This window comes from Candidatus Vagococcus giribetii, from assembly GCF_017316185.1.
GTDB lineage: Bacteria > Bacillota > Bacilli > Lactobacillales > Vagococcaceae > Vagococcus > Vagococcus giribetii.
Window position 1 is genome coordinate 80,615 of sequence record NZ_JAFLVX010000020.1, and the last position, 14,860, is coordinate 95,474.

The window sequence follows — 14,860 nt, forward strand, 5'->3', positions numbered from 1 at the left end:
ACACATACTCCTTACTTTTCTCACCCATTATTATACCCTAAATGCCATTTTTTTGTGAGATTAGTTAAAAAATGAACGGATGGTATTATCTTTTTCCTTAGTAAAAGGAGGAAACATAATCGGCAATCTAAAAATAGTTGATCGCTTCAAAACTGATTTAGTATGAGTAAATGTCTCAAGGCTTTTACGTCCGTGATAATGTCCCATACCAGACTCACCCACTCCACCAAACGGCAAGTTTTCGTTAGATAGATGCAACAACGTATCATTCACTGTCGCTCCACCAAAATCAACTGTTTCAAGTAAATACTCGATTTCTTCTTTATTATTTGAGAACGGATAAAAGGCTAATGGTTTACCTTTTTGTTTCACATACGAGACCGCTTCTTCTAACTCTTCATAAGCTAGGACGGGTAAAATTGGTCCAAAAATCTCTTCTTCCATGGTTCTTAAATCATCTGACAAAGAAGCAGAAAGCAGTGTTGGTTCTAAATAGTTGTCATCATAGTTATAACTACCACCTTGATAAACAAACAACTTATCGTAATCTAATTGATTCAATAAACGAGTCAAACTGCGGTCATTGATTAAACGACCATAATCCACACTATCTTCAGGATACACACCGTAAAATTTAGTTAATTGATTTCTCAATAACTTCATAAACTCATCTCTAATGCTTATGTCCACTAAACAATAATCTGGTGCCACACACGTTTGACCTGCGTTTACAAATTTTCCCCAAATAATTCGCTCAACAGCTACTTCTAAGTCAGCATATTTGGTTACAATAACTGGGCTTTTTCCACCCAATTCAAGTGTCACAGGTGTTAAATGCTCAGCGGCTTTTTGTAAGACAATTTTGCCCACTCTCGTACTTCCAGTGAAAAATATTTTATCAAAAGGATGAGTCAACAATTCTGTATTGACTTCTTTACTACTTGTCACCAAATAAATATACTCGGACATAAATGCTTCACCAATAAGCACTTGAAGTACATGATTAGTATGCTCTGTATGCTCTGAAATCCCCACAATCGCTGTGTTTCCTCCAGCAATAGCACCAATCAAAGGATCCAGAGTTAGTAAGACTGGGTAGTTGAATGGTGCAAGAATCAACGTATTGCCATAAGGTACTTGAATCGTGTAACTTTTTGCAGGCATCAAAAATAAAGGGGTTGAGACACGTTGTTTTTTTCCCCATTTTGGTAATTTTTTTATCATTTCATCTAAGTGACGATAGACTAGACCAATTTCAGTCATAAAACTTTCAGTTCGATGCTTTCCTAAGTCTTTTTGTAAGGCATCAATCAGTTCTTCTTCGTAACGTCTAACTTGATGTTTTAATTTTTTTAGTTGGTCCACGCGAAAAGCTAAGGACTTTGTTTTTCCAGTTGCATAAAACTGACGTTGTTTTTCTATTACTTCCATTATCTCTTCCACAAAACAACCTCCTATTGGTACATTATAGCATGACTCCGCAGAAAAAGACTAAGCCAAAAACCTAGTCCCTTTCATCTTTATTTCTTTTCCATGGCAGCTTTTAAAGCTAATGCTAATGGGCTTTCTTGTTCTTCTTCTTGATTGACTTTTTTCATCAAACGATTGGTTTCATGTTTAGTCATTTTTTTATTCTTTTTACCTTTAGGATCTAATTTTTCCGTAATATTACAGTTCTTACATTTAAAGTAAGCACCGTTTTTATTCTCTAAAATTTCCATTTTTTTCTTACATTGAGAGCAACGACGATTAGACAGTTTCGGGTCTTTTCGACGTCGATATGAGCAACCCTCACTACTACACACGTAAATTTTACCATCTCGTGTGTTTTTCTCTCTTAGTTTTTCACCACAATCAGGACACACCTTTGTTGTTAAAGAATGATCCACATAGTTATCTTCACTCATTTTGATTTCTTTAACAAGAGCTGTTGTTTCTTGTTCAATCTCTTTAATAAAGGCTTGATAATTTAATTGTCCTTGTGCTATTTTTTCAAGGGAAATTTCCCATTTCTGAGTTAACTCTGGTGTCACTAGAGAAGGGTTCACTAAAGTTAATAGTTGTTTTCCTTTTGGTGTTACCGATAATTTACTATTAGAACGCTCCATTAGCTCTGAGCTGATTAATTTTTCAATAATTTCTGCTCGTGTAGCTGGCGTTCCAAGGTTATGTTTTTCCATTTGACCAAGCAAAGTACCTTCATTTAATGAGGCTGGCGGTGTGGTTAATTCTTTATTAATCACAAAATTAGCAGGGATGACTTGTCCTATTTTGAAATCCACACGTTTTTGAGTTGTTTCTTTTTCTTGTTTCCAACCATATGTCTCAACTTTAGATTGTCTAAATAAGAAAATATAACCTTTCACTTCTGCTTTAATTGTTTGGTTAGTTGAAACAAATGGCTCTTCAAACAACCCTAAGAAACGCTCAACAATTAAGCGATAAATTTTTAATTCTTCATTATCTAGTTTTTCTAATCTAGGTGCTTGCTCAGTTGGGATTAACCCATGATGGTCTGTTACTTTCTTATCTTGGAAGACACTTTTTTGTAAAACTGTTCCTCCATTTCGAATAATCCCTTTCACACGGTCACTATCCATAACTGTTACTGCTTGTAGTCGGTCTTTCATGGTTTGTTTTAAGTCAGTTGTTAAGTATTTTGAGTCTGTTCGAGGATACGTCACAATTTTGTGTGTTTCATAAAGACGTTGAATAATTGACAATGTTTTTTTAGCAGAATACTGGTAGCGAGCATTTGCCTCTCGTTGCATCTCTGTTAAATCATAAGGAAGTGGCGCTCCTTCTTTTTTTGTCTTCTCATTGATATCAACTACTTTAATTGGTGTTCCTTCAACTTGTTTAATCAACTTCTCTAATTCTTGACGTTCTTTGTACTGTCTTGGATTCTTAAGTTGTAACTTCCCTGACAAACCTTGATACGTTAAATCTAGCGTAAAATAATTTTCTGGTTTAAAGGTTTCTTGTTTTTCTTCTTGACGTCTGACCATAGCAAGCGTTGGTGTTTGAACACGTCCAGCTGATAGACTATCTTTGTATTTAACTGTTAAGGCACGGGTCACATTTAATCCAACTAACCAGTCTGACTCTGCTCTAGCAATAGCTGAATAATACAAATCGTCATACATTTTACTTGGTTTTAGATTTTTGAAACCATCTTTAATGGCTTTATCTGTTTGAGAAGAAATCCATAAACGTTTTACTGGTTTTTTAAATTTCACATATTGTAAAATCCATCTAGCTACTAATTCACCCTCACGTCCAGCATCAGTTGCAATAACAGCTTCTGACACATCTGCTCGATTTGCCAATTGACTAATCGCTTTTAGTTGAGGTCTTGTTTTGGGTAATGGTTTAATGCCTGTTTTTTTAGGAATCATTGGTAATGTATTCATTTCCCAAGTTGTCCAATCTTTATTGTAATCTTCTGGCATTTTTAAGCCCAGTAAATGACCTAATGCCCAAGTCACAATCACATTTTTTCCTTCTATATAATTCTTACTTTTTTGAGTCGCACCAAGAACACTAGCGATGTCGCGGGCAACACTTGGCTTTTCTGCAATTATTAGCTGTTTCATCTTCTCCACATTCTCCAATATCTAATTTTTCATGATTTTTAAGGATCATTAAGCCTTTATATGCCTGTAACTCTTCGTCACAGTCCTCACAATAGATAAGCTCCCCTTCATTCCAAAAAGCAACCATCCAAGGATCTTTTTCTCTTAATTCTTCATATTCTTTGTGTAATTGTTTGGCGATTTGATGGAAGTAAGACATCGCTTCATTAAAATCTTGATATTCTTTTTCTTCTATTATATCTTCTTGCCAATCCTCAAAAAACCACCAAGGTTCATTTTCACCATACATTGTAATGACTTGATACATAAATAGAAGCCTCCCTTTTTGTCCTCATATTATAACACATTACCCAATGATCTTCTAAATAAGGCATTCCAAACAAAAAAAGAGAAGCATAGCGCTTCTCTCATTTGACTCTTATAGTAATTCTCCAAAACGATTAACGTAAATTTTCTTAACAAACATTACTAGAACTAAGTATGCCACAATTGTTACTGCTAAGAATCCCCAATAGTTACTTGGTAACGGTGCTAATCCTAAGTTTTCGCCAAAAGCAGTGAATGGTAAAATTGAACCTACTGCAATACCAATACTTGTAATCGTAGTTAAAATAAATGAAGCGTTACTTTGTAAGAATGGTAATTTTGGTGTTCTTAATGTATGGATTACTAAGGTTTGAGACCATAGAGACTCAACGAACCAACCAGCATGGAATACAGCTACAAATAGAGCTTGTTGTTCTACATTTAATGAATGATAAGAACCACCTGCAACAGCAGGACAAATAACAAAGTACATTAAGGCATAAGTTGTAATATCAAAGATAGAACTTGTTGGTCCTAACCATCTCATAAATGAACCAATACTTGAAGAATCCCATTTCTTAGGCTCTTCTAAATACTCTTTATCCATATTATCCCATGGAATTGACATACATGAAATGTCATAAATCAAGTTCAGGAATAGTAATTGTAATGGTAGCATTGGTAAGAATGGTAAGAAGATACTTGCCACAACTACTGAGAACATGTTACCAAAGTTTGAGCTGGCAGTCATTTTCACATATTTCATGATGTTACCAAAAATAGTACGACCAGATAAAATACCACGTTCTAAAATCATTAAATCTTTTTCAAGTAAAATAACATCTGCAGATTCTTTTGCAATATCTACTGCTGTATCTACTGAAATACCAACATCTGCTTCTTTCATTGCTGGCGCATCGTTGATACCATCTCCCATGAAACCAACTGTATGACCTGCTTCACGTAAAACTTTCACTAAACGTGTTTTTTGAGCTGGAGATAGTTTAACAAAAATATTGAATTCTTCTGCCACAATCGTTAATTCTTCATCGGTCATTTTAGCAATTTCACTACCAGTAATTAACTCTTCTTCTGCTAAACCAACTTGTTTACAAACAGATTTAGTTACAAGAGCATTGTCTCCTGTTAGTACTTTCACTCCAACACCGTGGTCTTTTAATGCTTTTAGAGCATCTTTTGTTGTTTCTTTTGGTGGGTCTAAGAAAGCCAAGTAACCAATCAATACCATGTCACTTTCATCTTTAATTGAAAATTCGCCTACAACACTTGGATTTGTTTTTTGAGCCACAGCAATAACACGTAGTCCATCTTCATTTAAATCATCTACTGTTTTTAAAATTGTTTGGCTTAATTCTTCTGTTAAAGGAATCACTTTACCTTGATAATCTACATAATTTGAGATTTCAAGCATTTCCTCAACAGCGCCTTTAGTAATCATTTGTGTCTTACCATTAACGTCTTCAATAACCACACTCATACGACGGCGTTGGAAATCAAAAGGAATTTCATCAACTTTATTGTAGTTTGACACATTGATATCAAGCTCTTCTTCTGCTGATTCAATAATCGCTTTATCCATTAAGTTTTTTAATCCTGTTTGGTAGTAGCTGTTAAAGAACGCATGACGTAATACACGTGCATCTTCATTACCGTCAACATCCATGTGATACTCTAAAATAATTTTATCTTGAGTCAAAGTCCCTGTTTTATCTGTACATAAAATATCAATGGCACCAAAATTTTGAATAGAGTTTAAATTTTTAATGATAGTCCCTTTCTTAGCCATACTTGAAGCACCTTTAACTAAGTTAGTTGTTACAATCATTGGTAACATTTCAGGTGTTAAACCAACTGCTACTGATAAACCAAACATAAATGCTTCTAACCAATCTCCCTTAGTTAACCCATTAATTAGGAAAACGGTTGGAGCCATTACTAACATGAAACGAATTAATAACCAAGATGTTTTATTAATACCAATATCAAAACTTGTTAATTTTTTTGTACCAGAAACATCTTTAGCGATTTGCCCAAATAGTGTTTTATTACCAACTGCAATAACGATTCCTAAAGCACTACCACTAACTACATTGCTTCCCATGTAAGCAATATTTTCTAAATCTGTTTCACTACTATGCTCAACAACTTCAAAATGAGCTTTCTTTTCAACAGGATAACTTTCACCTGTCATAGCTGCTTGTGAGACAAATAAGTCTTTTGTTTGGAATAAACGAATATCTGCTGGAATCATGTCTCCTGCTGATAGCTTAATCACATCACCACAAACTAATTCTTCAATTGGCAGTTCATCTTCCTTGCCTTTTCGAACAACAGTCGCCGTTACTTTAACTAAGTTACCTAACTTCTCTGCTGCGTTGTTTGATTTTACTGATTGAATCAATGTCATCGTTCCACTTAAAGTTACCATCACCACAATAATAATCACACCAGTTAAATCTCTTTCTGCTGGAGAAACTAAGACATAATCTGTCATGAATGAAATAATAGCTAAAATAATTAAGACAATTGTAAATGGCGTAAAATAAGCTTTTAAAATTTGAACAATCAATGGTGTTTTTTTCGTATGAGAAATCACATTTTCTCCATATTCTTCTCTTAAATCACTTGCTTGTTGATTAGAGACACCACTTTTTGAGCTATCGTACTTACCAAAAACACTTTCGATTGGCATTTGTGACATTGTTTCGTAATTGAATTTATTTTTTTCTGTCATTTTTCTTTACCTTCTTCCCATAAAATATTCCCCATAGAAAACATCCAACACCTAGAAACAATAAAAAAATTGTTAATTCTGACATGTTTGTTTCCTCCTATTCTAGTGGGTTCACGGAAGAAAGTTGAGCTAAAGAAGCACTACATCACTGTTTAGAAACAAATAAACAATAATAGATTTTCTTTATTTCATAGGTTTCTTCACATAAACCCTGTCGACTTCGACCCTGACTACTGTCGTCCATTTGTTTCCATCTCCTTTTTCCCTTTTGTTATTTAAATAGATTTAAACATCAAAAAACCTCTCGCAAAAAACTCGACGAGAGGTTTTGAAGTCATCACTAAATAAGACATTCATATGTATAAGATCCCATCGTTGAGTTTTAGCACTATACAACGTAAAAGCAATTGCTTTAGCTACGTTAAGAAGAACCTTAGATCGGTAATTCCTGTTATACCCATTGGCGTCTCTCGACATTTTTGGGCAGCAGCCTGTGTTTGTATAGGAGCCTCACCTAACAAATCTATTTAATTATTAATACAAACGTACTATAAATCATTTTTAAATAACTGTCAACCACAAATTTCAAAAACTATACGTATTGTCTAATTTTATTTTCGTTAAAAGCACTGTCAATCAAGCCGCCACCTAAACACTCTTCACCATTATAAAAAACAACAGCTTGTCCTGGTGTAATGGCACGAACTGGTTCATCAAAAATAACTGTACCTGTTTTTTGATCGTCATTTAAAATAACAGTAACCCCTGTATCTTGTTGACGATAACGGAATTTAGCTGTACATTTAAATTCTTTTGGCATAGGTGTATTACTTGTAAAATGAATCTCACTTGCTTCTAAACTAGTAGCATATAAATGCTCATGGTGGAAACCTTGACCTACAAGTAATGTATTCGTTTCAAGTTCTTTTCCGACTACAAACCAAGGCTCACTTGCCTCACCTTGTCCACCGCCAATACCTAATCCTTGTCTTTGACCAATGGTATAGTACATTAGTCCAGCGTGATCACCCTTAACTTGACCATCAAGAGTCACCATTTTCCCCGGTTGAGCAGGTAAATATTTACCTAAGAATTCTTTGAAGTTTTTCTCACCAATAAAGCATACACCTGTAGAATCTTTTTTCTTAGCTGTTGCTAAATTAGCTCTTTCAGCAATGGCACGAACTTCGGATTTCTCCATATGTCCTAATGGAAACATCGTTTTTGCTAATTGCTCTTGAGATAATTGGCTTAAAAAGTAAGTTTGATCTTTATTGTTATCAACACCTCTTAGCATATGTACCGTACCATCTTCATCACGCTTAACTTGTGCGTAATGACCAGTAGCCACAAAATCAGCTCCTAAGTCCATAGCATAGTCTAAAAAGGCTTTAAATTTAATTTCTTTGTTACACATGACATCAGGATTAGGCGTTCTACCTAAACGGTATTCAGCTAAAAAGTATTCAAACACACGGTCCCAGTACTCTTTTTCAAAATTGACAGAGTAATAAGGGACACCTATTTGGTTTGCTACTTTGGCAACATCCTTGTAGTCTTCTGTGGCTGTACAGACACCATTGTCATCTGTATCGTCCCAGTTTTTCATAAAAACACCGACTACGTCATATCCTTGCTCTTTTAATAAAAGTGCCGTTACAGAAGAATCCACTCCGCCACTCATTCCAACAACAACACGAATCTTACTGTTATCGTTCATTCAATCACCATCATTTCTTTAGATTCTGAAATCTAATACGATTTGAAGGTCGTAATTTTTCAGTGCCTCTATTATAAACATTTTTCCTTAGAAAATCACGCTTTTAATACTAAAAAAAATTTCTTATAAAAAATCTGAACTTAGAATAACATTTGGGAGAATAAAAAACTTAATATTACTTGATTACCACTTTGGACATACGACAAATTTTTAAATTTGCGCCATCACATAATTCGTTCAGATATTATAGAATCAACATCCTGAACATATGGAGCTATGATTGTACTTATAATAACTAAAAATAAACATTTCATTTGGCGCCAAATCACTTTAATAAACAAAAAGAGTTGCTATTTCGTTAAAAATAGCAACCAATTCAGATTTAAATCAATCATTTTTTTATAATAACAGACGTTCAGCTCTTGCGAATACTAGATTTCTTATATTTGAACTGCTTTGAACAAAGTGATTTCATGCCAAATATGGCGCAAATTTAAAAATTTGTCGTATGTCACTTTCTACTCTTTTAATCTTCATCATCATCTAATTGATCAAGAATATATTCAACAATCGTAAACACAATTGCAATCAATAATAAAGCAACTGGACTGATTAAGATTGAATCAAATAATTGATCGGTGACAAACATTGCTAGTAAGACTCTCAAAAAGTTCATCCAATAAGTGTTATTCCACTTACTGACTAATACTTCTAATAGGTTATCCATAATAAATTCGATAAATAAGTAAACTAGTAAAAATAGGAATAAAGACAAATTATTCTTGTATTCCACACCTACTAATTTAAATAACCCTAATGTCGCTAAAATAATTCCTCCTAGAGGAACGATGGTAAATAGTATAACTGCGAGTTGTGTTTTCATTTAACAAAAATCTCCCATAATTTTTCAATAACTTATTATATCAGTCCAATAAAAAATGACCTAGAAAAAAGACCAGATCACTAAATTATTTCTATTTTCAACTCATCCATCAATGGCAGAATTACCTTAACTAACACAAAAAGGCGTTAATAGTTTGATAGCCATTAACGCTTTTTGTATCATCTTTAAGTACTTTCTTGAGGTACTTTTAGCTTTATAGATAGCACACTTCCTAAAAAATAAAGTAATGCAAAAACAATTAGTACAAATTCGCCTCCAAAACTTTGGAATAAGAAAGTGATTAATGCAGATAAAGGTCCAAAGGTTGAAATACCCATATGCGTACACTATAAATGCCACTAATAATAGATAGTTTCATGGGTACTTATACGTCACAAAAGCCATAAGTAAACACGATATAGTTGCTGATAATGATAAAAACAACTGGTCTTTTGCTTATTTTCATCTACTAATTGTGATAAAATGAACATATAACATTAAAAAGGAGTGAGAGATATGTCTAGTATTCAGCATTTTTCAGTTGATGACTTAATAAGTGATAACCCAATTTTTTCAAATTTCCGATCAATTATAGAAACAGCCTTTTATGGAAATAATGTAACTCCTGTTTCAACTATTTCAGAGGCATATGAATTAGCTTACCAGTCTCCTGGCACCATTGTAACTGACATTCCAATCCTTCAAGCAGCAGAGCTTCATTTACCTCCTGAATCAAAAGTATTAGTTTTTAATGATGGTCAAATTGTTGGTCGAACTGCTGCAGCTCGAAAAATAATTGGTCAACCAAATGTAGACCCTACTTACTACAGCGGCATTTTACGTGAAGCTATCTTTAATAGTCGAAATCAATCCTTTTATCAAGGAAATGTAGTTGTTGGTCTAGCTAGTGACTTCATGATTGCTGTACATCTCTTAATTCCAGCTGGTTTTGAAAACAATTTGTATTCCTATTTACTCAATTTTCAACTAATGGATGCCCTTCAAAGTGACATCTATCAACAGTCTCAAGCTTATGACGAGGGTGATTTATTTATCTATTCAGATCCTGAATGGTCGCATCCAGATTTCCCTTATGGTTTAACTCTTTTTGATCCAGAACATAATGTCGCAGCTGTTTTAGGTCTACGCTATTTTGGTGAACTAAAAAAAGCCACACTAACGTTAGCATGGGCAGTAGCACATCGAAATGGTTTTGTCGCCTGTCATGGTGGTATGAAGCAATATATCTTACCTCAATCCCAACATACTATGGCTGTTTTTGGACTTTCCGGCTCAGGTAAATCAACCATTACCCTTTCCAACCATCATAACCAGCAAGAAACCAAAATTCTACATGATGATGCTTTTATCATTAGCAAAACAGATGGTTCCTCAATTGCCCTTGAGCCTAGTTATTTTGACAAAACACAAGATTATCCTATGAAAGATGACAGTATTAAATATTTTTTAACCTGCCAAAACGTCGGCGTTACATTGAATAATAACAATGAAAAAGTATTACTCACAGAAGATATACGAAATAATAATGGACGAGCAATCAAATCCCATTTCACAGTACCAAATCGTTTAAATCAATTTAATCAAGCAATTGATAGTATTTGTTGGATTATGAAAGATGAAAGCTTGCCGCCTATCCTCAAAATAAAGGACCCTATTTTAGCGACCGTTTTTGGATTAACATTAGCTACAAAACGGACGAGTGCTGAAAATATTGTCTCAGGAATTGATAAAGATGCACTTGTTATCGAACCTTTTGCCAATCCTTTTAGATGTTTTCCTCTTAGTGAGGATTATGAAGATTTCAAAACGCTTTTTAATAAAGAAAATATGGCTTGCTACCTGTTAAATACTGGCTATTTTAATGGGCAGAAAGTAACCCCTGAGATAACACTAAATTCAATAGAAGACATTGTAAATGAGACATCTCAATTTGAACCTTTTGGTACATTTGAAGATATTTCCTTTTTACCCATTGAAGGATTTTCACCTGACTTCTCTAACCCAGCTTATCTTGAGTTATTAAGAAACAGTTTTGAAAATCGTCTACTCTTTTTAAAAGAAATGGATTTTCTAATGGATGGCTATAACTCATTACCACAAGAAACAGTTGATACCATTCAAAGTCTTATTAACGAGCTTAAGTAAATATGGTTTTATCCTTTTGATGTGGACTATTTTTTGTTCACATCTTTTTTATTAAAAAAACTGCTATCTCTTAAGAAATAGCAGCAAAATAAACAATTTATTAATTTTCAACAATCACTTTAACTCATCCATCAATGGCACTATTACCTTATCTAATTCGCTCGTCCATTTTTTAGTCATTAAAGAGTTATACTTTAATGGCTTTACGTCAGGATGACTGACTTGATACTCTTTCATACGTCGACTTTTAGCAACTTTACTAATATTGGGGATTGATGTCATTCCGATTTCATATTGCATAGCTGACGTATGTAATTCTTCTTCAGATAAGCACCATTCAGTTGCAAACTGTTCAACTGCTCGATTTTTCTCATTTGTAAAAAATGCTCGTTTCACCACAAAAATGTCTTCGTCTGAATCAATAATTTCTTCATCGATACTGTTTAAAATTAATCGATAGACTTCTTTGACTGATTCTTCTTTATTCATTTTATTTAAAGCTTGTTCAATTTCTTCTCGAGTATCCTGATTATTCGCTGAGTAATTACCTAATAGTTGGTTAATGTAAGCTGAATCAATGTCATAGAGTTTTGTACTATTATTACTAAAAAATTCTAAGTCTGAAAAATCAAAATCTGGACCTGGCTCCAAACCTTTTAAAGAGCCCTTCACCGTTTCATATCTTGCCTGTTCTTCTTTAACAAGATTCACATCATAATAGCCACCTGGAGTTGCTTGTTCTAACTCATCATTGTATTCATCATACGTCACAAGAGCGCCAAAAGCATTACTTAAGGCTTGATATGATTTAACGTACTCCACTCTCTCCTCAACCTTATCATGCTCATCTACACCTTCAGGATATTGGACTAATAACTCTTGAAAGGTGTCATATGTATCAAAAAATTTCTGTCTCGATTCTTCATAGCTTGGATAAATTAGATTATTACTTTCCTTTTTATGAGAATATAATAATGTTGCTTCTTTGACATTTTTTTCCATAATAGCTGGGTACCTAAACGTCATAATTAATCCTTTAGATTTATCTGGATACGTTCGATTCGTTCTTGAGAATGCTTGAATTAAATTGGCATAACTCATGGTTCTGTCCACGTATAACGTTTGAACAGTGGGTGCATCAAATCCTGTTAACAAACGATCCACAACAATCACTAAATCAATGTGTTCACCAAATTTTTTGAACTCACCTTTTTTACGGGCCAAACGATTATTAATGTCCCCATTATAGCGCTCAATATCATTTAATTCCCAAGAGGTCCCATAATAATCATTAAAGTCTTGAATGATTTGTTTCATTTCCTCATTGCCAAGACTTGAGTTCTCTTCGTTTTCTTGCATCGAATAGGTGATTGCAATACGCGGGAAATCAGGGTCAGACATAGTGCGACCTATTCTGAGATAGTTTTTACCATAAATTTTTTCAAGCCAGTTCGCTTCACTTGTCATCTCTTTAATTAACTTGTAATACTGTTTAGCCATGGCAATCGAATTAGTTGTCAGTATCGCTGATTTTTGCGGTAAACCATTTTTGAATTCAAATTTATTATAAGCATCATTTGGTTTAAAAATCATCTTGATAACTTCTGTGATGTGTTCCTTATTTTCGTAAGCTCTAGCATTTAAATAGCTTTCTTTTTCTACTTGAGACATCTGCGTAATTTTTTTATTTATTTCATCTTCATCTTTCGAAGAATTTTGTTTTTTTAATTGCTTGAAAACTGCTCCCTCTAAGCTATCATCACCAATCGTATCTCGATGCTCCACTTGAAAGCCTAAAACAGCTTCATCTTCTAAAGCATTTTTTATCGTGTAGGTGTGTAAACATGGCCCATACTGATCATCAGTAGTTCTAGCTAGTAAACCTTTTGCTTGTTTTTTGTTTTCTTCAAAAATAGGAGTTCCTGTAAAACCAAACCAAGTAGAATTAGGAAAATAATCTTTTATTCCTTCCATACCTTCTGAGCTGACTGCACGGTGACACTCATCTACTACAAAAACAATGTGCTGACCTTTTAGTTTTTCAAAACGTTTAGTTCCCTTTTCAGCTTCGATTTTTTCTGCATAACGAATAGCTGAATCTAATTTTTGTCTCGTGGTAATAATCACTGTATTACTGTTGGTATCTGAGAGTAACGCTTTACTCAATTCTCTTGATGAGTCTGTACCAATAATCAAGCTATTACTTTTCCCATCTCCTGAAGAAATCCCCGTATTATACTCTGAGGCAAATTTTGTAAATTCACCTGTTGTTTGACTATCCAAATCTTTTCTATCAATCAGCATAATCGTTCGATCGATTCCTGATTTTCTAGCTAATAGCTTAGTGGAGACAAAACTTGTTAAGGTCTTCCCGCTACCTGTAGCATGCCAAACATAGCCTGATTGATGCTTCATAGCTGATGTATATAAAGACTCAATGGCATGAATTTGATAAGGATGTAGCACCATTAAAACTTGATTATCTTGCTCTTCACTAACAATTGTGTAATCGGCAATCAAGCGGTGAGCATCTGGTATATTTAGCATTTGCTTTGAAAATTCATAAATATCATCTACTTTTTTATTATCTTTTGTTCGCCAACTGAAAAGAAACTTTTTATGTAATTTAGCTGGTAAAGCATTAGCAAAATAACGAGTTGTCTTCTCATTGGATATCACGAATAACTGTAACGTAGAGAAAATATTATTACGAAACATTCCTTCTTCAGCATATTTTTTAATCTGATTAAAGGCTTGAAACACACCATCTTTAGCACTTACTTTTTTCAGTTCAATCTGAACAATTGGTAAGCCATTAATTAATAAGGTCACATCAAAACGACTCTTAATGCCACTTTGAGTCGTAGCAATTTGATGCACTACTTCATAACTAGAAAAACCGCCTGTATAGTCTCTTGTAAACATCTCTAAAGAAATTTGACCTAAATCGTTATCCCTATCAATGGTTACTCTAGCAATTCCGTTTTCTCCTTTTAACCACTTAGCAGCAGAAAAAGGTGTTCTAGTGCGACTTAGTAGAGCCACTTTAATTTTTTCAAATTCAAAATCAGTCAGGGGAACATCATTTAATTCAGCTACATTATTTTGGCTAATTTTTTGACGAAGGTTCTTCCATAAATCTTCCTCTGATTTCAAATCAGGTCTAAATGACCACTGATTATGCCCTTCTCCTAAAACATGAATCAGTCTTTTCTCAACTTCCAACTCATCTAATCCAAACTCCACCTCACCAACCACCTTTTATCGATTATTTCTGTCTATTTACTATTATAAGTAAAACATGTGATTTTATTATAACATTCTATTTTGAAAACAAATGAAAAGCTTGTAAAAAGATTTAAGAAATGGGGAAAAAAGGGTGGTTAGAACTCGGTAACTGATACTTATGGTTTATTGGGAACAGCGTAAGTTGG

8 protein-coding genes and 1 riboswitch are annotated in these 14,860 nt (G+C 33.9%); of the genes, 1 reads left to right on the top strand and 7 read right to left on the bottom strand.

The annotated features are described in order from the left end of the window. Positions 1-60 precede the first annotated feature (60 nt). The 6 genes from DOK76_RS08555 to DOK76_RS08580 form a co-directional block, all read right to left on the bottom strand. A complete protein-coding gene (locus DOK76_RS08555) occupies positions 61-1,443 on the bottom strand; it encodes an aldehyde dehydrogenase family protein (RefSeq protein WP_370590121.1) in 1,383 nt (460 codons plus the stop codon). 77 nt (positions 1,444-1,520) lie between these two features. After that, positions 1,521-3,596 (bottom strand): DNA topoisomerase 3, encoded by a 2,076-nt coding sequence (locus tag DOK76_RS08560; protein ID WP_206966801.1) that lies wholly within the window; start codon positions 3,594-3,596, stop codon positions 1,521-1,523. Beyond that, positions 3,544-3,903: a DUF1033 family protein gene (locus tag DOK76_RS08565; protein WP_206966802.1), complete on the bottom strand. Its 360-nt coding sequence runs from the start codon at positions 3,901-3,903 to the stop codon at positions 3,544-3,546. Before DOK76_RS08565 ends, DOK76_RS08560 begins: the two co-directional genes overlap by 53 nt. A 111-nt stretch (positions 3,904-4,014) precedes the next feature. Then, complete coding sequence (gene mgtA, locus DOK76_RS08570; protein WP_206966805.1) at positions 4,015-6,657, bottom strand: magnesium-translocating P-type ATPase; 2,643 nt, start codon at positions 6,655-6,657, stop codon at positions 4,015-4,017. Positions 6,658-7,017: 360 nt separating this feature from the next. Continuing rightward, a riboswitch (M-box (ykoK) riboswitch) is annotated at positions 7,018-7,186 on the bottom strand. 63 nt (positions 7,187-7,249) lie between these two features. Beyond that, positions 7,250-8,377: a tRNA 2-thiouridine(34) synthase MnmA gene (gene mnmA / locus DOK76_RS08575; RefSeq protein WP_206966807.1), complete on the bottom strand. Its 1,128-nt coding sequence runs from the start codon at positions 8,375-8,377 to the stop codon at positions 7,250-7,252. A 526-nt stretch (positions 8,378-8,903) separates the two neighbouring features. After that, positions 8,904-9,260 (bottom strand): YrvL family regulatory protein, encoded by a 357-nt coding sequence (locus DOK76_RS08580; protein WP_206966808.1) that lies wholly within the window; start codon positions 9,258-9,260, stop codon positions 8,904-8,906. Between the two features lie 516 nt (positions 9,261-9,776). Between DOK76_RS08580 and DOK76_RS08585 the strand changes: the two genes are divergently transcribed. Continuing rightward, positions 9,777-11,426, top strand: a complete 1,650-nt coding sequence (locus tag DOK76_RS08585; RefSeq protein ID WP_206966810.1) for a phosphoenolpyruvate carboxykinase (ATP) — start codon at positions 9,777-9,779, stop codon at positions 11,424-11,426. Between the two features lie 114 nt (positions 11,427-11,540). Here DOK76_RS08585 and DOK76_RS08590 read toward each other — a convergent pair whose 3' ends face one another. After that, entirely contained in the window at positions 11,541-14,672 is a 3,132-nt protein-coding gene (locus DOK76_RS08590) for a type I restriction endonuclease subunit R (RefSeq protein ID WP_206966812.1), read from the bottom strand. Positions 14,673-14,860 lie beyond the last annotated feature (188 nt).